General features: G+C 72.6%; 21 protein-coding genes and 1 tRNA gene. 11 read left to right on the top strand and 11 right to left on the bottom strand.

Going from position 1 to position 20,562, the window contains the following annotated elements; translation table 11 throughout:
• Positions 1–3 precede the first annotated feature (3 nt).
• From ABZS77_RS04535 to ABZS77_RS04555, 5 genes are all read left to right on the top strand, one after another.
• A complete protein-coding gene (locus ABZS77_RS04535) occupies positions 4–966 on the top strand; it encodes a UTP--glucose-1-phosphate uridylyltransferase (RefSeq protein ID WP_354816962.1) in 963 nt (320 codons plus the stop codon).
• Entirely contained in the window at positions 963–2,276 is a 1,314-nt protein-coding gene (gene glp, locus ABZS77_RS04540; RefSeq protein ID WP_354816965.1) for a gephyrin-like molybdotransferase Glp, read from the top strand. Before ABZS77_RS04535 ends, glp begins: the two co-directional genes overlap by 4 nt.
• Before the next feature lie 73 nt (positions 2,277–2,349).
• On the top strand, positions 2,350–3,000 hold the full coding sequence (locus ABZS77_RS04545; protein WP_354816968.1) for a GNAT family protein: 651 nt from the start codon (positions 2,350–2,352) through the stop codon (positions 2,998–3,000).
• Between the two features lie 177 nt (positions 3,001–3,177).
• Positions 3,178–3,957 (top strand): hypothetical protein, encoded by a 780-nt coding sequence (locus ABZS77_RS04550; protein WP_354816971.1) that lies wholly within the window; start codon positions 3,178–3,180, stop codon positions 3,955–3,957.
• A gap of 153 nt (positions 3,958–4,110) precedes the next feature.
• A tRNA-Ala gene (locus tag ABZS77_RS04555) sits at positions 4,111–4,184 on the top strand.
• Positions 4,185–4,280: 96 nt separating this feature from the next.
• On the opposite strand, the gene ABZS77_RS04560 is transcribed toward ABZS77_RS04555, so the two are convergent.
• Positions 4,281–5,045: an alpha/beta hydrolase gene (locus ABZS77_RS04560; RefSeq protein ID WP_354816974.1), complete on the bottom strand. Its 765-nt coding sequence runs from the start codon at positions 5,043–5,045 to the stop codon at positions 4,281–4,283.
• A 268-nt stretch (positions 5,046–5,313) separates the two neighbouring features.
• Between ABZS77_RS04560 and ABZS77_RS04565 the strand changes: the two genes are divergently transcribed.
• Positions 5,314–6,534, top strand: coding sequence for a hypothetical protein (locus tag ABZS77_RS04565; RefSeq protein ID WP_354816977.1), 1,221 nt, complete (start codon positions 5,314–5,316; stop codon positions 6,532–6,534).
• Between the two features lie 57 nt (positions 6,535–6,591).
• Here the strand turns inward: ABZS77_RS04565 and ABZS77_RS04570 are convergent, their stop codons facing one another.
• Positions 6,592–7,218 carry a TetR/AcrR family transcriptional regulator gene (locus ABZS77_RS04570; RefSeq protein ID WP_354816980.1) on the bottom strand — a complete coding sequence of 209 codons (627 nt, stop codon included), beginning with the start codon at positions 7,216–7,218 and terminating at the stop codon, positions 6,592–6,594.
• Positions 7,219–7,313: 95 nt separating this feature from the next.
• On the opposite strand from ABZS77_RS04570, the gene ABZS77_RS04575 reads away from it, so the two are divergent.
• Complete coding sequence (locus ABZS77_RS04575) at positions 7,314–7,784, top strand: nuclear transport factor 2 family protein (RefSeq protein ID WP_354816983.1); 471 nt, start codon at positions 7,314–7,316, stop codon at positions 7,782–7,784.
• A gap of 21 nt (positions 7,785–7,805) precedes the next feature.
• On the opposite strand, the gene ABZS77_RS04580 is transcribed toward ABZS77_RS04575, so the two are convergent.
• Genes ABZS77_RS04580 through ABZS77_RS04590 form a run of 3 tightly spaced genes read right to left on the bottom strand, consistent with a single transcriptional unit; the run spans position 7,806 to position 9,936 of the window.
• Positions 7,806–8,231 carry a nucleoside deaminase gene (locus ABZS77_RS04580; RefSeq protein WP_354816986.1) on the bottom strand — a complete coding sequence of 142 codons (426 nt, stop codon included), beginning with the start codon at positions 8,229–8,231 and terminating at the stop codon, positions 7,806–7,808.
• Positions 8,228–9,082, bottom strand: a complete 855-nt coding sequence (locus tag ABZS77_RS04585; protein WP_354816989.1) for a TIGR03619 family F420-dependent LLM class oxidoreductase — start codon at positions 9,080–9,082, stop codon at positions 8,228–8,230. The genes ABZS77_RS04580 and ABZS77_RS04585 overlap by 4 nt, the downstream gene beginning before the upstream one ends.
• Before the next feature lie 38 nt (positions 9,083–9,120).
• Positions 9,121–9,936 (bottom strand): hypothetical protein, encoded by an 816-nt coding sequence (locus ABZS77_RS04590; protein ID WP_354816992.1) that lies wholly within the window; start codon positions 9,934–9,936, stop codon positions 9,121–9,123.
• A gap of 252 nt (positions 9,937–10,188) precedes the next feature.
• Between ABZS77_RS04590 and ABZS77_RS04595 the strand changes: the two genes are divergently transcribed.
• Positions 10,189–11,274, top strand: a complete 1,086-nt coding sequence (locus tag ABZS77_RS04595) for a Gfo/Idh/MocA family oxidoreductase (RefSeq protein ID WP_354816995.1) — start codon at positions 10,189–10,191, stop codon at positions 11,272–11,274.
• A gap of 109 nt (positions 11,275–11,383) precedes the next feature.
• On the top strand, positions 11,384–12,376 hold the full coding sequence (locus tag ABZS77_RS04600) for a hypothetical protein (protein WP_354816998.1): 993 nt from the start codon (positions 11,384–11,386) through the stop codon (positions 12,374–12,376).
• Positions 12,377–12,434: 58 nt separating this feature from the next.
• On the opposite strand, the gene ABZS77_RS04605 is transcribed toward ABZS77_RS04600, so the two are convergent.
• Together ABZS77_RS04605 and ABZS77_RS04610 are read right to left on the bottom strand one after the other, a co-directional pair.
• Complete coding sequence (locus ABZS77_RS04605) at positions 12,435–13,295, bottom strand: hypothetical protein (protein ID WP_354817001.1); 861 nt, start codon at positions 13,293–13,295, stop codon at positions 12,435–12,437.
• Positions 13,296–13,427: 132 nt separating this feature from the next.
• A complete protein-coding gene (locus ABZS77_RS04610; RefSeq protein ID WP_354817004.1) occupies positions 13,428–14,084 on the bottom strand; it encodes a 4'-phosphopantetheinyl transferase superfamily protein in 657 nt (218 codons plus the stop codon).
• A 200-nt stretch (positions 14,085–14,284) separates the two neighbouring features.
• Between ABZS77_RS04610 and ABZS77_RS04615 the strand changes: the two genes are divergently transcribed.
• Positions 14,285–14,554, top strand: a complete 270-nt coding sequence (locus ABZS77_RS04615; RefSeq protein WP_354817007.1) for a hypothetical protein — start codon at positions 14,285–14,287, stop codon at positions 14,552–14,554.
• Between the two features lie 42 nt (positions 14,555–14,596).
• Here ABZS77_RS04615 and ABZS77_RS04620 read toward each other — a convergent pair whose 3' ends face one another.
• The 3 genes from ABZS77_RS04620 to ABZS77_RS04630 form a co-directional block, all read right to left on the bottom strand.
• Complete coding sequence (locus ABZS77_RS04620; protein WP_354817010.1) at positions 14,597–15,379, bottom strand: peptidase; 783 nt, start codon at positions 15,377–15,379, stop codon at positions 14,597–14,599.
• Complete coding sequence (locus ABZS77_RS04625; protein ID WP_354817013.1) at positions 15,379–16,665, bottom strand: VWA domain-containing protein; 1,287 nt, start codon at positions 16,663–16,665, stop codon at positions 15,379–15,381. The genes ABZS77_RS04620 and ABZS77_RS04625 overlap by 1 nt, the downstream gene beginning before the upstream one ends.
• A gap of 351 nt (positions 16,666–17,016) precedes the next feature.
• Positions 17,017–18,678, bottom strand: a complete 1,662-nt coding sequence (locus ABZS77_RS04630; protein ID WP_354817205.1) for a phospholipid carrier-dependent glycosyltransferase — start codon at positions 18,676–18,678, stop codon at positions 17,017–17,019.
• 132 nt (positions 18,679–18,810) lie between these two features.
• On the opposite strand from ABZS77_RS04630, the gene rsmI reads away from it, so the two are divergent.
• Entirely contained in the window at positions 18,811–19,659 is an 849-nt protein-coding gene (rsmI, locus tag ABZS77_RS04635) for a 16S rRNA (cytidine(1402)-2'-O)-methyltransferase (protein ID WP_354817016.1), read from the top strand.
• 94 nt (positions 19,660–19,753) lie between these two features.
• On the opposite strand, the gene ABZS77_RS04640 is transcribed toward rsmI, so the two are convergent.
• Positions 19,754–20,464 carry a hypothetical protein gene (locus ABZS77_RS04640; RefSeq protein ID WP_354817019.1) on the bottom strand — a complete coding sequence of 237 codons (711 nt, stop codon included), beginning with the start codon at positions 20,462–20,464 and terminating at the stop codon, positions 19,754–19,756.
• Positions 20,465–20,562: the final 98 nt, after the last annotated feature.

Below are 20,562 nucleotides of genomic sequence, written 5' to 3' on the forward strand. Positions count from 1 at the left end.
GGCATGTCGGAGCACTCAGCGAACCCCTCATCGACGGTCGCCGCAACCGGCCGCCCCCTGGCGGTCAAGGCCGTCATCCCGGCCGCCGGACTGGCCACCCGCTTCCTGCCGGCCACCAAGGCGGTGCCCAAGGAGCTGCTGCCGGTGGTGGACCGGCCGGTGCTGCAGTACATCGTCGAGGAGGCCACCCAGGCCGGCATCGGTGACGTGTTGCTGATCACCGGTCGGGGTAAGACATCAATGGTGGACCACTTCGACCGCCGCCCCGACCTGGAGACCAGGCTGGAGGAGAAGGGCGACGCCGAGCGGCTGGCCGCCGTGCGCCGGCCCAGCGAGCTGGCCGAGATCTACACGGTCCGCCAGCCCGAGCAGCTCGGCCTCGGACACGCCGTCGGGTACGCCGAGTCGCACGTCGGCGACCAGCCCTTCGCGGTGCTGCTCGGCGACGAGTTCGTCAAGCCGTCCGAGCCGCTGCTGCCGGCGATGATCGAGCTGCAGGCCCGCACCGGCGGTGTGGTGCTCGCCTTCTTCGAGGTCGACCCGGCCGACACCAAGCGGTACGGCATCGCCTCCGTCGAGCCCGCCGAGTCGGAGCTCACCGACATCGGCGAGGTCGTCAAGGTGACCGGGATGGTGGAGAAGCCGCAGCCCGAGGACGCGCCAAGCAACCTCGCGGTGCTCGGCCGGTACGTGCTGCCCGGCACGATCTTCGACGCGATCCGGCGCACCAAGCCGGGCAGCGGCGGTGAGATCCAGCTGACCGACGCCATGGAGCTGCTGCGCACCGAGGGCACGCCGGTGCACGCGATCGTCTACCGGGGCACCCGCTACGACACCGGCATGCCGCTGGGCTACCTCCAGACCGTGGTGCAGATCGCCGCCGAACGCGAGGACCTGGGCACCGAGTTCCGCTCCTGGCTGGCCGAGTTCGTCAAGGCCGACGCGGCAGGCGGAACTGGTACATGACCGCGACGGCCGACGCCGAGGCGGCCGCGAACGAGTTGACGCCGCTCGCCGACTACCTGGGCAGCGTGCTGCGCAGGTTACGAGCGCTGCCGCCACTCGACCTCGACCTCACCCAGGCGCACGGCAACGTCCTCGCCGAGGACGTGGTCGCGCCGCACGCGTTCCCGGCCTTCGACCAGGCCGCCGTGGACGGGTACGCGGCGCGCTGGGAGGACATCTCCGGAGGGGGTCGGGGCCCCAGCTACGTCCCGGCCCCCTCCGGCACGCCCGGTGGGCGGACCATCCGGCTCAACGTGGTCGGCGACCTCGGCGCGGCGAGCTGGCGACCGGTCCGGCTCACCCCCGGCTCGTGCTTCTCGGTGGCCGCCGGGGCGCCGCTGCCCGTCGCCGCCGACGTGGTGGTCCCGGTGGAGTGGACCGACCAGGGCATGGCCGCCGTGGAGATCTTCCGCACCCCCAAACGGGGGTACGGCGTACGCCGCGCCGGTGAGGAACTGCCCGCCGGCACCCTGCTCGCCCGCGCCGGCACGTACGTCTCGCCGGCCCTGGTCGCGGTCTTCGCCGCCACCGGAATCGGGCACGTGGTGGTCCGACCCAGCCCACGGGTGGTCATCGTGGCCACCGGCGACGAACTCGTCGACGTGGGCCGGGGCAGCCAGCCCGGCCAGGTGGTGGACGCCAACTCGCACGCGTTGACCGCCGCGGCGGCCGAGGTGGGCGCCCTGGCGTACCGGGTGGGCATCTGCGACGACGACCCGGAGGGGCTGCGCGGGCTGCTGGAGGACCAGACCCTGCGCGCCGACCTGATCATCACCACCGGCGGCACCGGCACCGGTCCCGGCGACATGGTGCGCCGGATCCTGTCCCGCCGCGAGGGCGGCCGCGCCGGCCCGGTCACCTTCACCGACGTGGCGCTCTACCCCGGCACGGCGCTCGGGTTCGGCACGGTCGGCGCCGAGGAGGTGCCGGTGGTCTGCCTGCCCGGCGACCCCGGCGCGGCGCTGATCGGCTTCGAGGTGCTGGCCCGCCCCGCCATCCAACTTCTCGCCGGCGCCGAGCCGGTGTTCCGGCCCAGCGTCCGGGCGCACCTGCTGGAGACCGTGTCGTCACCGGGCGGGCTGCGCGAGTTCCGCCCCGCGCACGTCGCCGAGCGGCGCGGCGGCGGGTACACGGTGCAGCCGCTGCGCGGCGGGCCGTTCACCCTCTCCGGTCTCGCCGAGGCGAACGGCCTGCTGGTGCTCGGAGAGCGGGTCACCGCCGCCGCCGCCGGCTCCACCGTGGACGTCCTGCTGCTGGACCGCCGACGGTGACGGCCCCGCGCGTCCACCGGTCCGTCGCCGGTCCACTTGCGCGCGACACGGTCCCGCGCGGGAGACTGTACGGGTGAGTCTCTTCGGACCAGCCCGGGTGCCCGGTTGGCCGGCGGTGCTGGTCGACGGTCCGGTGCTGCTGCGGCCGTACCGGCGCTCCGACGCGGCGGCCTGGTCGGAGGTCCGCCGGGCCAACCGGGCCTGGCTGGCGCCCTGGGAGTCGTCGCTGCCGGGCAGCTGGGACGAGATGAACTCACCTGCCGCCTTCCGCTGGGTGCACCGCGACCAGCGACGGTCGGCACGCGACGGTGAGGGGATGCCCTTCGCGGTCTGCCTGCGCGAGGCCGACCGGGACCGGCTGGTCGGGCACATCAACGTGGGCAGCATCGTGCGGCGGGCGTTCTGCTCCGGGTACGTCGGCTACTGGGTGGACGCCCGCGTCGCAGGCCAGGGAGTGATCCCGACGGCGCTCGCGCTCGCCGTCGACCACGCGTTCGGCCCGGGTGGCCTGCACCGGGTGGAGGTGAACATCCGTCCGGAGAACCGGCCCTCCCGGCGGGTGGTGGAGAAGCTCGGCTTCCGCGAGGAGTCGTACCACGTGCGCTACATGCACATCGACGGCGCCTGGCGGGACCACATCGGATACGCGATGACCAGTGAGGAGATCGCCGCCGAGGGCGGTCTGCTGGCCCGCTGGCACCGGGTACGCGCCGCCGCGCGGTGAGCCGTCCCACGGACGGGATCGGCGCGGCGCGGTGGCATGACGGTCGGCGCGCCGTAACCTCAAGTAACTGCAAGCTGCGGCAAGCGCTGCCCGCCCGGACGATCCACGCACCTGAGCGCGATTGGTGGAAGATCCTGCGGTGCGGTGGCGGTTGCTCCGAATTCGGTGACGGGAGGGGTGAGGGTGCCGACCTCGGTGCTCCTCGCCGTCCTCGCCGCCGCCGGCCTGCTCGCCCTGGCCCCGGCGCTGGTCCGCCGGTACGACGCCACCGAGCGGCTGGTGGCGGAGCGGGCGCAGTCGACGGCGCGGGTGCTCCAGCGCCGCCGACGGCGCCGCACTGTGCCGGGCCGCAAGCCGGTCCAGCCACCGCGCTCACTCGTCGTGACCCTCAGTGAGGATGCGACTACTGGCCGGCTGGTGACGCCGGTCTCCGCTCCGCCGGTGGCCCGCCGCTCCGGCCGGCTGCGCGCCGTGCCACCCGCCCCGAAGCGGTCCCGCCGACGGCCACCCCGCCGGCACCACACCCCCGCCGTCTACCGGCGGCGCCGCGTCCTCGCCGCCCTGCTGCTCCTCAACGTCGTCGAGCTGATCGGCGTGCTGTTCGTCAGCCCCGGCTTCTGGATCAGCTTCGGGGTCACCTTCCTGCTGCTGGCCGCGTACGTCGTGCACCTGCGTGGTCAGGCTCTCGCCGGACGCCGTCGTCGCCGCGCACGGGCCCGCGAGGCGGCCTGGCTCGCCGCGCGGCAGGCCGAGGTGCGCCGCGAGCAGGCCCGCCGCGCGGCCGCCCGCCGGGAGGCGCAGCGTCGCCTCGCCGCCCAGCGCGAGGGGGTACGTCGCGCCGCGATGGGCCTCGACCGACCCGGGGACCTGCCGGCCGCCGTCAACGGTGGGTCGGTGTCCTACCGGCGCGCGGGTGGCCTGCGCGGCCGCCCCTACGAGGCCGGCCGAGGCGCCTGACCGCCCCCTGTCGGCCCGCACCCCAAGTGGATCTCCGGCAGTGTGATGTCGCCGCACCGGGGGCGGATTCGCGGTGAGGGTCGGCGACCTGTTAGCCTTGCTCCCGGCCCGCCCGGTGTAAGCCGGGTGGGACCGAAGCCGGTTCGCCGGTGGGGGGCTGTGGCGCAGACTGGTAGCGCACCTCGTTCGCATCGAGGGGGTCAGGGGTTCAAATCCCCTCAGCTCCACCCATTTTCACAAAGCCGTTTCCCCATGGTGGGAGACGGCTTTTTCCGATCTCGCGCAGCAGTGCGGCAACTCACGGAACTGCTCGCCGAGACGACTCACTGCCGGCCGCGGGTCCCCGTGTTGCACGTTCGGCGTAGCCAGTCCTGGGTGAGCGACCGCAGCAGCGCGGGTTGTTCGAACGGCAGATAGTGTCCGGCCGAGTCAATCACGGTGAAGGTGCCCCGGGGATAGTGACGCATGGAGCGGAACTGGTCGGCATAGCCGACTATCCCGTCCTGTCGGCCGGTGATCACGCTGACCGGACCGCCGAAGACGATGTCGGCATCCTCGTCGGGAAGCGCGAAGTCGGGGCCCTCTTGCAGCTCCTTCTGGAACTTCTCATCGCCGGGGCCGCCGGAGTCCAGGGCCGCGAGCACCGTCGCGACGACAGTCGGCGTGCGATGACCCAGGGCCGCGTCAAGGTGTGGGCGCAGTTCGGCGGGGGCGCCGTCCAGCCAACCCGTGGGTGCTTCGGGCGGCTCACCATCAGGCAGGTCCCGGCTTCCTCGCGAGATCTTCACGCCCGGGCACACGAGGAGCAGGCCACGGACAAGCTCGGGCCGCTGACGCGCGATCCCGGCGGCGAGGTAGGCGCCGTAGGACGCACCAGCCAGCAGGACCGGCCCGCCGACGTGGCGGTCGAGCCATGCGCACACGGTGTCCAGCACCGCCTGGGATGCGGCTCGGCCGTTCGCTGGAGAGTCTCCGTGGCCGGGCAGATCCAGGTACACCTCTCGCAGGCCGGCAGCCGCGAACGCGGGAGTGAAGGCCGCAGCCATGGCGGAGCGCGTCATGCCGAACATCGGCAGGCAGGCGACCACCGGTCCGGCTCCCCCTGAGTCATCAAACGCTATGTCCATGGCGAAGTCCCAACGAGAGTCTTCAACGGGTGCTGTGCTCGGAAACGGTCGCCGAGGGCGAGAATGGCTCAGCAAGGCCAGTACGGCGAGGAACGCGGGAACCGCCGAGCCGCCGTCTCGGGTGTCATCCGATCATTCGACACCATCGGCAGCAGCGACATCAATGAAGGTAGCTGGCGGCATAATCCGCTCGTCAGCACCGGCGGCTTCCCACACCTATGGTGATCGGATGTCACAGCGCTCGATTCCCGCTGGAGAGGTCGACTGGTCGTCGGTGAGCCACGCCTACGGTCCGGCCGTCGAGATCCCAGGGCTACTACGGTCGGTCAGATCGGACAGCCAGGAGACGCGCCGAGGGGCGTACGGTGACCTGGCCGATCTGCTCGTGCATCAGGGGTCCCGGTACGAGGCAAGTGCTGTGGTGGCCCCTCACCTGATCGATATCGTCGCTGATCCGTCGGCCCCGGACCGCTTCGCTGCCTGCCAGGTGCTGGCGGCGATCGCGGTGGGCGACGAGAGTTCCTGGCTCAGCGACCGTTCTGATCCGGCCGAGATGCGGGCTGAAGTACGGCGTCGCGCGCCGATGAGCCGAGAGCAGCTGGAGGTGCGGCACCGGGCCTGGGTCGCCGCGGCGGCGAACGAGGAGGAGCGCAGTGCCCGGGAACGGCGCGCCCAGTGGCGAGACGTCGAGGCGGACCGCGACGAGGAACGCTTGACGATCGAGGCGTACGACGCCGTGCGGTCCGGTGTCCCTGTCTACGTAGCGGCGCTGGAGGCGCCCGAGGCCGCGGTCCGGCTGTACGCCGCTCATCTGCTCGCCTGGTTCCCCGAGGAGGAGGGCTTGCTCGGCCCGGCGTTGGCTGACCTGATCCGGCGGGAGCCGGATCCGGTCGTCGCGGCGACTGCCTGCGTTGCGGCTGGCCTGAGTTGCCCTGACGGCGGTGAAGCACTCATCGGCGCGCTTTCAACCCGTCGAGACAGCGCTGACCGTGGGGAGCGCTGGTCGGCGGTGCTGGGCCTGTCGCGGATGGTGAGGCATCCGGACCGGTCCCTGGTCAGGGATCTCTACTCGTGTCTCTTCGGGGCTGTCACACCCGTTCCCCACTGGCCCTTCCTCGACGGTGACATGGCAAGCATGGCCGCGCTGACGATTGCCGACCTGAGTCCGGACGTCGCCGGCGACCGCGTCGATGTGCTGGCCGAGAGGGCAGCTGCTGCCGATCCCAGCACGGACAACGTCACGCTGCTCACGGCCCTGCTGGATGCCGCGTTCCCTGAGCCGGTGCCGGACGCCGCGGAATTCGACGACCTCACCCTGGTCCAGCGACGAACGCTCGCAACGCTGTTGGGTGGAAACATCCTGCGGAGCGGGGCGATGGTGGCCATGCTTCTCAGGCGGTACAACCTCCCCGACAGTGAGCGACAGCTTCGCACCTGGTGCGGAGGTTGATGCGGAGGTCAGACTTCGGGTCGGGGGGTTGCCCTGGCAGTGGCGAGGCGTCGCCTGTCATCCCCGCGTCGGCGGGAAATCATCGGCCTCTTCCATCCGCTGGCCGTGGAGCACGCGAAGCGCGTCGAGTGCGACAGCGGTGAGGACGCCGCGGCCGACGCCGGCGCGGCCGAGCAGTTCCATCCCCCGGGTGACGGCGACGAAGTAGACCGCCAGCGATTGCACGTTGGCGTCCTCCGGAAGATCTCCGTGCTCCCGCGCGTGTTCCAGGCATTGGGCATAGATCCCGGCGAGCTGTTCGATACCGGCCTTCGTGGTCGTCGAAAGCGGATCCTCCTCGCCTGTCGATTCGACAAGCGCACGTGTGGTGAGCGAGACCCGCCGATCACTGCTGCTGAATTCGATCGCCATCCGGAGCAGGTGACCCCGAATGCGTTCCAGCGGCAAGGCCTCGTCGTGTCCGAGTGCTTCCGAGACCGCGCGCGTGGCCTCTTCCCGGTCCTCGGAGAGTGCCCGGAGGAACAGCTCCCGCTTCCCGCCGAAGGCGTTGTACAAGCTCTGCTTCCCCAGGCCGGTCGCCCGTACCAGGTCGTCCAGCGTGGCAGCGGCGAGGCCGTGCACGGCGAACACCTCACTGGCGCTGCTGACGACATCGCTCTCGACGAACTTGCGGGGGCGAGGCATGTGAGCAAGCCTACGTTATTGACCATCCGGTCAAAAACTTGCTAGCGTGATTGGCGTGGGCATCGGTGGGACCACGTCAGAGGCGAGGAGCAGCAGTGAAAAGTAACGAAGAGATTGTTCGTGAGGCGTACCGGCTGGCGGAAGGGAACGTTCTCGACGGAGAGGGTTTCCGCGCCCTGTTCACCGAGGATGGAACGTTCAACGACATGCCGAATTCGCTGACCTTCCGCGGAGACCAGATTCCCCAGGCGATGGCGGGCTTCGCCAGCGTCTTTCCCGACGTCCACCGCGAGCTACTCGGCGTGCATGCGTTCGGTGACGTCGTCGCCGTCGAACTGCGAATCCAGGGAACGCATCTCGGCGGGTTCCCGACCCCCGTCGGCGAAATCCCGCCGACCGGCAACCGGATCGACGTCCCCACGGCGGATCTCTGGCATCTCCGTGGGGGAAGAATCGAACGGTTCGACTGCTACAACGCGGCGAACGTGCTGCTCGCCCAGATCGGAGCCAGCCCCGACTTCGCCTCGGCCATCGAGGCCGCCGAGCGAGCTGCCGCAGGGGAGTAACTTCACCGCTCAGGTTCCCGCCTAGTAGTGCTCGTCGATCGGCCGGCGGGCCTCGTCGAACAGCGCCGGACCCTCGTACCGCACCGGAGGCAGCGGCGGCGTGGCCGGCTTGACCTGCTCGAACTGCTCGCTGGACAGGGCGTACACCACCCTGCCGAGGCCGGAGCGGTCGATCGCGGTGGCGCACATCGGGCAGGGTTGGCAACTGGTGTACATGGTGGTGCCGGCAGCCACCTCCGGCGCGAGTTCCCGGGCGGCCCAGCGGGCGAGCTTCAGTTCCGGGTGGGCGGTGATGTCCGAGTCGGAGACCACGGTGTTGTGGTCCTCGATCAGGACCGTGCCGTCCGCGCCGACGAGCAGCGAGCCGAATGGCCGCTCGCCGGATGCCCCCGCCTCGTCGGCGATGGCCACGGCTCGGCGGAGAAACTGCTCGTCGTCTGGCGTCATCGGTCCTCCTGGGATGTGCGGTGGTACGCGGCCACGGCCGCGAGGGTCTGCCATGCGCGTTCGGGTTGGCGGATCTCGGTGAGGTCGCCGTTGAACGGGTCGAGCACGACCGTCCCGGCGCCGAGCAGTCGGATCCGGTCGAGGTCGGCGAGGACCTGCTCGATGGTGCCGACACCGGCGAGCCGGTCCGGCGTGGTGACCGGTTCGCGTGTCTCGCGGAGCGCGATGCGCGGTGTCATCGGGGGTGCCGGGCGACCCAGTTCGTCGGCGACGGCCTGGAGTCGTCCGGCCGCCTCGGTCAGCCAGCCCGGCGTGAACCGCAGCGGGTGCCACGCGTCGCCGAGGCGTACGGCGCGACGCATGCCGGCCTCGCTGTTGCCGCCGACCCAGATCGGGATGGGTTCCGTGTCGTAGTCGTCGGTGTCGCGCCAGGCGTCACGCATGGCGTGCAGGTACTCGTCGGTCAGCGCGCCGCGCCGCCGGTACGGCACACCGAGCGCCTCGAACTCCTGCCGCGCCCAGCCGACCCCGACGCCGAGGACGAGCCGGCCGCCGCTGAGCCGGTTGAGGTTGGCCGCCATCCGGGCGGTGAGCAGCGGGTGCCGGTACGGGACGATGAGCACTGTGGTGCCCAGCCGGATCCGGTGGGTCAACCCGGCCAGCCAGGACAGCGTGGTGAACGGCTCGTAGAACGGCGCGGGATACTGCTCTGCCACGTCCGGGGTGACCGCGATGTGGTCGGAGACCATCAGCAGGTCGAAGCCGAGGCCCTCGACTGTCTGCGCCCACTGCCGCAGCATCCCCGGATCGGTGCCCGGGGCGAAGTTCGGCACGTTCACGCCAATCCGCACACGTCGAGGCTAGTCAGTGGGCGCCCGCCCGGTGAACGTCAGCCCCACCTCAGACTGGCGAGGACCGCGCGGAACTCCTTGAGGCTGAGTACCGCACCCTCGCCGGGGATCAGCCGCAACGAGTACGCGAGATCCCCGACCTCCCACCGCACCTGCCAGGAGCTGTCCGCGCTCCCGGTGATCGTGCCTCTCCGCGAACCGACCGGAACGGTGGCGACGGCGGGAGGACCGCCACCCCCCTCGGCGGTACGGCTGCTGGCACTCGTGGACAGCGCCAGCCCGTCCGGGCCGTTGTAGCCCTGGCACAGACCCTCGTCGCATTGACTCGGGTGGGGACTCCACCTCGGGTCGGAGGCCAGGTCCGGCAGGTCACGGTCGGCGAAGGTCGGCGGTGGTCGGTTGCTGGCGGCGTCGCGGAGCACGCGTTCGCCGAGCGGCGTGGGCAGCGACACCACCAGGGGTACCCGTCTGCCGCTGGTCGCGCAGTCGACGGCGGTCACGACACGACCGCTCACCGCCACGACCACCTCGGTGTCCGTCTGCCCGGTGATCGTGGCCTGCGGCTGCGCGAGCTCCCCGCACGGGGTGTCGCCCGGGGTTGCGTACACGGTGATGGTGGTGCCGTCTCGGGCGACCACCGCGGCGTTCCACCCCACGGCCGCCACCTGGGGTGCTGCCGTGGTCGTGGCCGTCGCCCGGGGCTGGACCTGGTCGGGTGCGCGGCGACTGAGGTGGATGCCGACACCCAGCGCGACGACGAGGGCGACCGCCGCCGCCGCTGCGCCGATCCGCCGGCGGCGGGCTGTCCGGCCGACGCCGACCACCTGCCCGGCGGGGTTTTGGTCGCTCCGCACGATCGGGGCTCCTCTCGGATGGAGAACGCAGAGGCGGGACCCTGTGCGAAGGACGGTCGACCGGGCGGCCGGATCGGGCGAAGCGGTCGGTGGTCGCCGGTATCAGGCCCTGCCCCCACAGAGCGTCCGTCAGAGCGGACAGTGCCACACCCACGGCCGTGTCCGCTGCCCCGGGTCCCATCAGGACGGTCGGGTCGAGGGCCGCCGCGGCGGGTACGGGCTAGCATCCGGATCTCGACGTGAGGAGCCCGGATGACAGTCACCGCCCAGACCCGGTTCGGCCTCGTCGGCAGCGGCTGGCGGGGTGAGTTCTTCCTGCGACTGGCCCGGCTCCTGCCCGAGCGGTTCCGGGCGACCGGGGTGGTCACGCGTACCGCCTCGCGCGGCGACGCGGTGACGGCCGGGTGGGATGTGCGGACCTTCCGCACGACGGCGGAGCTGCTGGCCCACGAGCGGCCGGACTTCGTCATCGTGTCGGTGCCCTGGGCGGTGACGCCCGCGGCGACGCGTGAGCTGGTCGAGGCCGGCGTCCCGGTGCTCGCCGAGACGCCACCCGCGCCCGACGTGCCGGGGTTGCGGTCGCTCTGGTCCGACGTCGGCGGCAGCGGCCTGGTGCAGGTCGCCGAGCAGTACCTGCTGATGCCCGGGCACGCGGCCCGCCTGGAGGTGATCCGCGCCGGGGTGCTCGGCGAGCCGACCTCGGTGCAGATCTCCTCGACGCACCTCTACCACGCCGTGTCGCTGATCCGTGGCCTGCTCGGCGTCGGGTACGACGCCGCCGAGGTCAGCGCGCGGGCGTTCGTCGCGCCGCTGGCCGACCCGCTCTCGCCGGCCGGCTGGAGTGGCGACGGCACCCCGCAGCAGCTCACCACGACCCTCGCGACGATCGACTTCGGCTGCCGGATGGGGCTGTACGACTTCACCGACAACCAGTGGTGGAACCCGCTGCGCGCCCGTCGGCTGGTGGTCCGGGGATCGCTCGGCGAGCTGGTCGACGACCGGGTCGTCCGCCTGGTCGACCCGACCACGCCAGTGGAGTCCGCCCTGGTCCGGCGGCAGACCGGCCTCGACCTGAACCTCGAAGGGCTCGACCTGAAGCACATCAGCCTCGACGGCCGCGTCGTCTACCGCAATCCGTTCGTCGGCAGTGGAATGTCCGACGACGACATCGCGGTGGCCGACATCCTCGCCCGTACCGGTGCGTGGGCGCGCGACGAGGGGCCGGCGCCCTACCCGCTGGCCGAGGCGTGCCAGGACCACCTGGTCAGCCTCGCCATCGAGGAGTCCGTACGCACCGGCCGGCCGGTCGTCACCGCCGAGGAGGCGTGGGCGCGGTAGTCCCTCGTACTGTCCGTCATCCGACCCGTGGCAACCGGGGCCGGGCCGCGGGTGTGTAGCGGATACCAGGCCGACGCCCGGGATGCCGGGCACAACACGGGGAGTGCACATGACTCGCATCGCTCGACGCAGGATTCTCGGCGGCGTGGCCGCCGGGCTGCTGGCCACCTCGCTCGGTGTCACCGCCGCCGGTACGGCGACCGCCGCGCCGGTGGGCCCCTGCACGATCAGCACGCTGCCGTACCCGGCAGACACGTACCGCGCCGAGGCGAACGCCGTCGACCCGACGGGCCGTTTCGTGGCCGGTGCCGCCCTGCGGGTCGGTCCCGATGGCAACCAGTCCCTGCTGCTCGTCTGGGACCGCGACCGGCTCACCACGATCGAGTCGCCGATCCTCGGCGACGTCGTCGACGTCAACGCGCGCGGCGTCGTCGTCGGCAACGGCTGGGCCGACGGCATCGGCCAGCCGTGGCGGTACCGCGACGGCCGGGTGGAGCGGTTGCCTGTGGTGCCGTCCTCCGGCGTCTTCGTGACCGGCATCAACAAGGCCGGCGACGTCGTCGGTCACGGCTCGGACGTGGAGACCGGGGAGAATGTCGCGCTGCGCTGGCCGGCCGCCCGGCCCGGCACGGTCGAGGTGCTCACCGCCCCGGCCGGTGCCATCGCCCAGGCGATCACCGCGAACGGCACCGTCGTCGGTAACGCCGGCGAGTGGGGCAGCTGGTCGGCCTGGGTCCGTCGCCCCAACGGCCGGATCGACACCCTCGGTGCGCCGGGCGCGCGGACGGCGGTGGTCGTCGCGGCGGCCGGGCACTGGGCGGTCGGGCAGGTCGACCTCGGCGGCAACAGCCTGCCGAACGTGCGGTGGGATCTGCGGGACGGCTCGTACACGGCGCTCGACGAGCGGCTGGAACTGGTGACGGACGTCAACAACCGGGGCGTGGTCGTGGGCGGTGGCCGGGTCGCTCGCGGTGCCACCTCCCGGGTCCTGCCGGGCGGCGACGGAGCGGCCGTCGGTGCCCGGTCCATCTCCGACACCGGCACCATCGTCGGATTCCGCAACGACGACCGGGTCGTCCCGGTCCGCTGGACCGGTTGCTGAACCACCGCGCCCAACGAGTGGGGGCCGGCCCGACCGGGCCGGCCCCCACCGTTGCGCGTCAGGGCTTCCAGGAGCCGGCGGTCTCGAACTGGTGCTGGTACTCCAGCACCCCCGAGGTGTCCTGCACGTCGAACACGACGCTGCCGGTGCGCCTGCTGCCGGCGGTCAGGTCCGTGCCGGCGGGCATCGGCTTGCCGCAGCCGGAGAACACCCCACCGACCGCGTTCTTCGCGGTGCCGTCGGCGGCGACCCACTGGAAGAAGAGCGGGTTCGCCGAACCGGTGCCCCTGGTCACCGTCACCGTCACGTCGGCGATCACGTACATGCCCTCGTCCGGCTTGAGACCGTACGACTTGCACGGCTTGGTGGCGGTGCTGAACTTCGTCACGGTGATCTCGACGGTGCCGTCGTCACCGTCGACGACCAGGGTCTCCCCGGCCGACATGTTCCGGGTGTCGCCGTTGGCCGACCGTGGGGTCGGCTTCGGCGGGTCGGCCGGCTGCTGCCCGACGCCCCGGGTGACGTCCGGCGTCGGCAGCGCCTCGGTGACCTGGTTCGCGGCGCGGTTCGCACCGATGACCACCGCCACGATGCCGCCGGCGCAGCAGAGCAGGGCGAGCATGGCCGCCGTGACCGCGACGGCCACGACAGTCGTCTTGGAACTCTTCGACGGCACGGGCGGTGGCATGGTGAGCGGGTGGCCGGGGCCACCTGCCACCGGGTACGCGCCCCCGGAGAACGGTGGCTGCGGCCATGCCTGGTCGGGTACGGAGGTGGCGTACGGCGGCTGCGGTGTGGTCGGCGGTGCCCACTGGTCCGATGTGCCCGGCTGCGGTGTCGCCGGGATCGCCTGCGTCGGCGGTTCCGGGTTCGGCTGCTGGGGGTCCTGCGGCCCGACGGGGGGCTGGGGGTGGGTCACCGTACTCCTTGACGCCTCGGTACGTGCGGTTCGGGAACCCGCCGACGTTACCGTGCGTCGTCGACTGCCCTGTCGCCGCGCCGGAGCCCGTCCACATCGGGCCGAAACCGACCAGGGTGGACACCCGGCCGGTCAGCGGGGCAGCAGGATGGCGGCGGTGCGGGCCAGCCCGTCGGCGACCACGAAACGCCCGCCTATCGTCGCGGGCGGGTCGACGACGCCGGCCGCCTCCACCCGGGCCGGTGCGATCCGGGCCGTGAACGTGCCCGCGTCCGGGTCCACCTCCAGTCGGGCGTCGTGGAAGTCGAGCCAGCTCCCGACGATCGGGTACCAGACCTTGTAGACGGTCTCCTTGGCGCTGAAGAACACGACAGGCCAGAACGTGCCGGCGGGGAGCCGCGCGCAGGTCTCCTCCTCCTCGGGCAGCAGCACGAGTCGGCGTACCCCTGTGTTGATCTCGCGGTGCTGCTCGGCGTCCATGCCGACGGACCGGATGTCGGTGCTGCGTGCGGCCGCGGCGGCGCAGTAGCCGGTGGTGTGGGTGATGCTGCCGACGACGCCGGCCGGCCAGACGGGCGCGCGGTCGGCGGCGGCCGGGACGGCCGTCGGCGGGAGGCCCAGGCCGGCCATCGCCCGGCGGGCGCAGACCCGCCCTGCGGTGAAGTCCCGTCGGCGGGCCTGCACCGCCTGCTCGCTGAGGCCCGCCTGTTCGGCGGCGAGCAGTTCGCCGGACCAGTCGTCGGCGGTGGCGACGGCCACGGCGACCGACGGCGGCAGAAGGTCACGCACCGCCGCACCCTACCCGCGAGTAGTAACGAGGCGCGCACTCAACGGTCAAATTTCCGACTCCCACGACCGCCGAAGGTACCGCAAAGATGTAACACCGGAGGGACGCGTCGCGCCCTCCCTGATGGCTCCGGGGGGACCACCATCAATTACTGGCCGGGCACGGCAGCCGCCAGTCCGTGGACATCTGGAGAGGACATGCGATGACCGATGGTGCGGAACGGCCGGGGAGGCGGGTTGACGATCACGCCCCGACGACCCCCGGCTGGAGCTGCGGCTCCTGCGGTGACGAGTGGCCGTGCGCGACGAAGCGCAGCCGGCTGCTGGCGGAGTACGGGGGTGACCGGGCGATGCTCAGCGTCTATCTGGGCTCCTGTCTCGCCGCCGCCACGGAGGATCTGCGCGCCGCCCCGGTGATGTCGCTCCAGGACCGGTTCATCGGCTGGCTGCCCCGCGGCACACGCCGCGCCTGACGACGCCGGTGGCCCCGCCGTCGGGCGGGGCCACCGGGCCGCTCAGGCGCGTCGGGGCCGCCGGGTCAGGGCGAAACCCACCACCCCGGCCACCGCGGCGAGCACGCCGCCGACGCCGGTCCAGATCCAGCGCGAGCCCAGATCCGGCAACCAGTCCGCCGGCCAGTCGCCGTCGTCGTCGGCCTCCGGGTCCACCGGGGGTACGGCGTTGAGCACCGTCCCCGCCCTGGTGTTGGGCACCAGCGGCGCGGCCAGCTCCCCGTCGTCGGCCGAGGCGCCCCGGTCGGCGACGGTGCCGACCAGCAGGTCGACGTCGATCGGCGCGCCCAGGTCCGGCTCCGGCAGGTCGGTCACGGAGAGCCGGATGACGTACGTGCCGGGCAGCGGATCGGCCGACCACGGCTCCGCCCAGGGGCGTACCTCCCGCAGCGTGCAGCCCAGCGCAACGGTCGACGCCTGCGCGTCGACGGTCGGGGTCTGCGCCCCGGCGGTGCACGCCTGACGCCGCCGCAGACCGTCGAAGACGTCGACGGTCCAGGTGGAGGCGCCACCGCGGGCCTTGCCGAAGGTGACCGTGGCGTTGATCTCGTGCACCTGACCGGCGGTCGCCGGGAAGGACCAGTAGAGATGGTCGCCGACCGAGGCGTCCACCCGTACCGGCTGACCGGCGGTGATCGGCGTGGCGGTGAGGAACGACGTTCCGGCCCGGTTCACCGGCGTGGCGCCCGGCGAGGGGGTCGGCGCGGCGACGGCCGAGGCGGGCAGCAGCGTGGCCCCGCCGGCGGCGAGCACCGCCGCCAGCGTCCGGAGCAGTGCGGTACGCATCAGTTCTCCCTCCAGGTGGCGACCCACCAGCGGGTGAGCAGGCCGGCGAGCAGGCCGGTGAGCAGCCCGGCCACGGTGAGCAGGACGAGCAGCATCCAGCCCCGGCCGAGGTCCGGTCCGTTCGGTGCGGGTGCGGCGGCGACCACGTCGATGGTCAGCTCCACGGGCATGCCGGGGGTCGCGGCGGTGCCGGGGCGCGCGGCGAACGAGTTGCTCACCACCAGGCAGACGGTGGTCGGCTCCACGACCGGCGTCGAGGTCTCCTCGGCCTCGTCGGCGTCCCCGTCGTCGGCGGTGGCCGACCAGCGCAGCCCGGCGGAGAGCACGTCGGCCCGTCCGCTGCCGGCGTCCACGCCACGGACCAGTTCCCGGCCGTCGGCCGCGGTGGCCCGCAGCAGTACGCCGTAGTCGCGGTTGACCGGCCGGTCCAGTGCCATGCTCACCGAGGCGCGCAGTTCCTGGCCGGGGCGCACCGGCACCCGGTACCAGCGGTGCTCGGAGAACGCCTCCCGGTCGGCGTACACACCGGGGGCGAGCAGCGGCGCCGACTCACAGGCGTTCGCGCCGCCGACCACAGTCGGCGCCCGGGTGTGGGTGTCACCGGCCCGTTCGACCAGTTGTTTGATCCGGCCGGTCAGCTCCTCGGCGCTCTGCGCGGCGGTGTACGTGCCGCCTGTCGCACCGGCGATGCACAGCAACTGCCGGCGGACCTTCTCGTCGGGCGCCAGGCCGAGCGTGTCGACCACCAGGCTGGTGCCCTGGGCGGCCAGTTCCCGGGCCACCTCGCACGGGTCCGGCGGGGCGCAGGTGTCCTCCCCGTCGGTGATCAGCACGATCCGGCGGGTGGTGGTCCCGCTGCCCAGGTCCTGCGCGGCGGAGCGCAGCGCCAGCCCGACCGGCGTGAACCCGGTCGGCCGGAGTGTCGCCACGGCCGCCTTGGCCGCCGACCGGTCGACCGGGCCGACCGGCACGATCTGCTGGGTGTCCTGGCAGCCGACCTTCTTGTCCTTGCCCTTGTAGGTCGCCCCGAGCACCCGGATGCCGAGTTGTGTCTCCGCCGGCAGCGCGTCGACCACCTCGTTGAACGCCTGCTGCGCGACCGAGATCCGGCTGCGTCCGTCGATGTCGGCGGCCCGCATCGAGCCGCTGACGTCGAGCACCAGTTCGACCCGGGGTGGCTCGGCCACCGGTTCCTCGTCGTCGGCCGCCGCCGGGGCCGGCCCGGTCAGCGCGGTGGTCGCCAGCAGCCCGAGGAGGACGGCCGCCGATCGTCTGAAGTTGATCACGGCCCGCAGTGTAGTGAGATCCACTTTGGATGATCACCGGGGTGCCGGGTCCGTCCCAGGTGCTCCGACCAGGCTCTCGACCGATCCGACCGGCGCTCTGGGTCCACGCCAGGTCACCCTCGGTCAACTGTCGGAGGACGAATATCGGATCGGCCACCATCCGTCGGAAATCTGACCCAAGTCGACCCGTTGTGCCGGTGGTGCGCCGTGGTTAAGCTCTTCATGCGCGCCCCAATCGCCCGCTTCCCCCGTGGCAGGCGATCGGGGCGCGCGTCTATGTCAGACGGGCCCACACGCTGCACGCGTGTGGGCCCGTCTCCGTCGCGCTGGCGGCGCGTCGCCTGCCGGCGCTTATATCCAGCGGCCGTCCAGCCACATCCGGGCCAGCCAGTCCGAGTACGGGATCAGCTTGCCGACGAAGATCGGATAGAAGTACGCGAAGCAGGCCGCCACCAGCAGCACGTACGCCCCGGCCGCGATGCTGCCGACGAGCCGCCGCTCGTAACCCGGATCACCGGGGACCAGCGGGGCCACCTCGCCGACCTCACCACCCGCCGGGGCGATCAGAGCGCCAAGCACGTACACCACGGCGAGCACCAGGAACGGCAGCGCCGGCGCGGCGTAGAACGAGAACATCGTCCGCCCCTGCAACGCGAACCAGAACCAGGGCAGCAGCCCCGCCGCCACGCTCAGCAGGATCGCGCCGGCCCGCCAGTCGCGGCGGGCCACACCGAGCCAGGCCAGCGCCACCAGGGCGGGCAGGAACGACCACCACAGCAGCGGGGTGCCGAGCAGCAGGATCTCCGACGCGCAGCTCGGCGCGCCGCAGGCGCCCTCGCCGGACCAGTGGAACGCCACCGGCCGCCCCAGCAGGAGCCACTGCCACGGCCACGACTGGTACTTGTGCGCGTCGTCGAGCTGGGCGTGGAAGCCGTACGCCGCCCGGTGGTACTCGAACAGGTTGATCAGCGGGCCGATCACCGGTCGGTCACTGAGCGGGGCGTTCGGGTAGGACGACGCGAGCCGGTAGTAGCCGTCGTCGGTGATCAGCCAGCCCGACCAGGTGGCCAGGTAGGTGCCGACCATGAGCACACCGGCGAGCACCAGCCAGGGCAGCTCGTCGAGCAGGGGGTCCCGCAGGGGACGTCGGACCCCCGCCGAACGGCGGACGCCGACCTCCCAGAGAACCACCAGCAGCGCGAAGACCGGCACGAAGTACAGGGCGCTCCACTTCACCGCACAGGCGCACCCGATCAGCACCCCGGCGGCCAGCCGCCACCACGGCCAGGTACGCCAGCCGGTCGGCGGCCGGCCGGCGCGGCCCGGTCGGGTCGGGTCGAGCCCGTCGTCGAGTGCCCGTGCCCAGCGGCGACGGCTGGCGTCCCGGTCGAGCACCAGGGCGCCGAAGGCGGCCAGCACGAAGAACAGCAGGAAGATGTCGAGCAGGGCCGCGCGGGACAGCACCAGGTGGAAGCCGTCCAGGGCGAGCAGCAGGCCGGCCGCGCAGCCCAGCACCGTCGAGCGGAACATCCGCCGGCCGATGCGGACCAGCAGCAGCACCGACAGCGTGCCGACGACTGCCGCCGAGAACCGCCAGCCGAACTCCGGGGCGGTGGTGAACAGGTGCCCGGGCACGGAGACCCGCGAATCGGCGTCCTGGTAGCCGAAGGCCCACTCGCCGAGGCCGATGAGCCACTTGCCCAGCGGCGGGTGCACCACGTACGACGGGACGTTGTCCTTGTAGTTCCACTCGACGCCCCGGCTGATCAGCCCGTAGCCGTCCTTGGCGTAGTACGTCTCGTCGAAGATCTTGCCCTTGGGGCTGGACAGGCCGACGAAGCGCAGGATCGCCGCGATGGCCACCACCACGCCGGTGGCCAGCCAGGAGAACCGGTCGAGTTGGCTGTCGACGGTGGCGAACCGTCGGCGGACCACGGCGACCACCCCGCCGCCACCGGCACTCGGGGGGGTCGGCTCCGCCTCGGGGCTGTGGTCGCTCGTCACCTCGACCATCTTTGCCGGCTCGGCGCTCGGGCTCTGCGCTGTCGACGCACTCGTCACCCGGCGATCGTAGGCTGCCAAGGTGTCCGGTGGCGCCCGTCGTCCCTGATACCGGTATCCGCTGTCAATGAAGGAGACGAATCCGTGGGTGAAATGTCCGAAGCTGGACGCCTGATCCTGCTCGGCGCCCCGCTCGGCAACCCCGCCGACGCCTCGACCCGGTTCCGGGAGGTGCTGACCAGTGCCGACGTGGTGGCCGCCGAGGACACCCGGCGGCTCACCCGGCTCGCCCGTGACCTCGACATCACCATCGGCGGCCGGATCGTCTCGTACTTCGAGGGCAACGAGGAACGCCGCACCCCCGAGCTGGTCGAGGTCATCCTCGGCGGGTACGTGGTCGCGCTGGTCACCGACGGCGGGATGCCGAGCGTGTCCGACCCCGGCTACCGGCTGGTCCGCGCCGCGTTGGACGTCGGCGCGCCGGTCACCGTCGCACCCGGCCCCAGCGCGGTGACCACCGCGCTGGCCGTCTCCGGGCTGCCCTGCGACCGGTTCTGCTTCGAGGGGTTCCTCCCGCGCACCCCGGGCGCCCGCCGCACCCGACTGCGCGCGCTCGCCGCCGAGGAGCGCACCCTCGTCTTCTTCGAGGCGCCCCACCGGATCGGCGCGGCGCTCACCGACCTGGCCGACACGTTCGGCGCGGACCGGCCCGCCGCGCTCTGCCGCGAGCTCACCAAGACCTACGAGGAGGTGCTCCGCCGCCCGCTCGGCGAACTGGCCCGGTGGGCCGCCGAGGGCGATCCGCGCGGAGAGATCACCCTGGTGGTGGCCGGCGCTCCGGCGGTACCGCGGGAACGCCCCGACGACGACACCCTGCGCGCGGCGGTCGCCGAGCGGGAGGCGGCCGGCCGCTCCCGCCGGGACGCGATCACCGACGTCGCCACCGAGTACGCGCTGCGCCGCCGCGACGTCTACACGATCGTGCACAGCTGACACTCGCAGACCACGGCGGCCTGGTCACCACGCGGCGGCCGTCCCGCCACGGCGGTCGTCCCGCCACGGCGGTCGTCCCGCCACGGCGGCCGGGTCACCACGCGGCGGCGAGAAAGCCGAGGGTGATCAACGCGGGGCCGGCGAGAGCGGCGGCCACCGCCAGGCGTCGGTGCCGCCGGCCGGGCAGCCGGGTCGACCCGGTCCACCGGGCGATGCCGGCGGCGCAGCCGAGCACCACCAGCAGGCCGGGCAGCCAGCGCAGGTGCCGGGTCACCCCGGTGTCGGCGTACGCGGTGCCGGCGTCCGGCCCGGTCATCCGCGCCGGTAGCGACGTGCCGGGCAGGTCCCGTCCGTCCGGTACGCCGCTGACCCGTACCCCGTGGGCCACGAACCGCCCGTCGTCGGCCGTGAAGATCCCTCGGCAGCGCTGGTTGAGCCCGGCGCCGGCGCAGCCGTCCACCACCACCGTGCCGGCCCGCGCGTGCCCGACCGCGAGCCAGAACGGGCCGGCGCTCACCCAGGCGAAGAAGGCCACGACCAGGCTCAGCAGGACCAGCGCGGTGAGGCCGGGCAGCGGGTCCGGCGGTCGGGGGGTACGCGCCGGCGAGTGCCGTCCCGCCGGTCCGGAACCGCGGTCCCGCTCCCCGGCGGCGTCCTGGCGGACCGGTGTGCCGTCCCAGTGCACCTGCTCGATCGGCGCCCAGAACGCGCTGTCGTCGTCCGGCCCGTCGCCGTCGGCGCGGCGGGCGTCGCGGTGCCAGCGGCTCTGCTGCCGTACCGGCACCCGGCGGGGGACCGCGTCCACCGGTGGACATGATGGAGATCGGCCGTGGCGGCATGAACGACACGGAGATGCGCAGCCACTTCGCGATGTGGGCGATCATGGCGTCGCCGTTGATCGCC

Source organism: Micromonospora sp. NPDC005298 (assembly GCF_040607375.1).
GTDB lineage: Bacteria > Actinomycetota > Actinomycetes > Mycobacteriales > Micromonosporaceae > Micromonospora.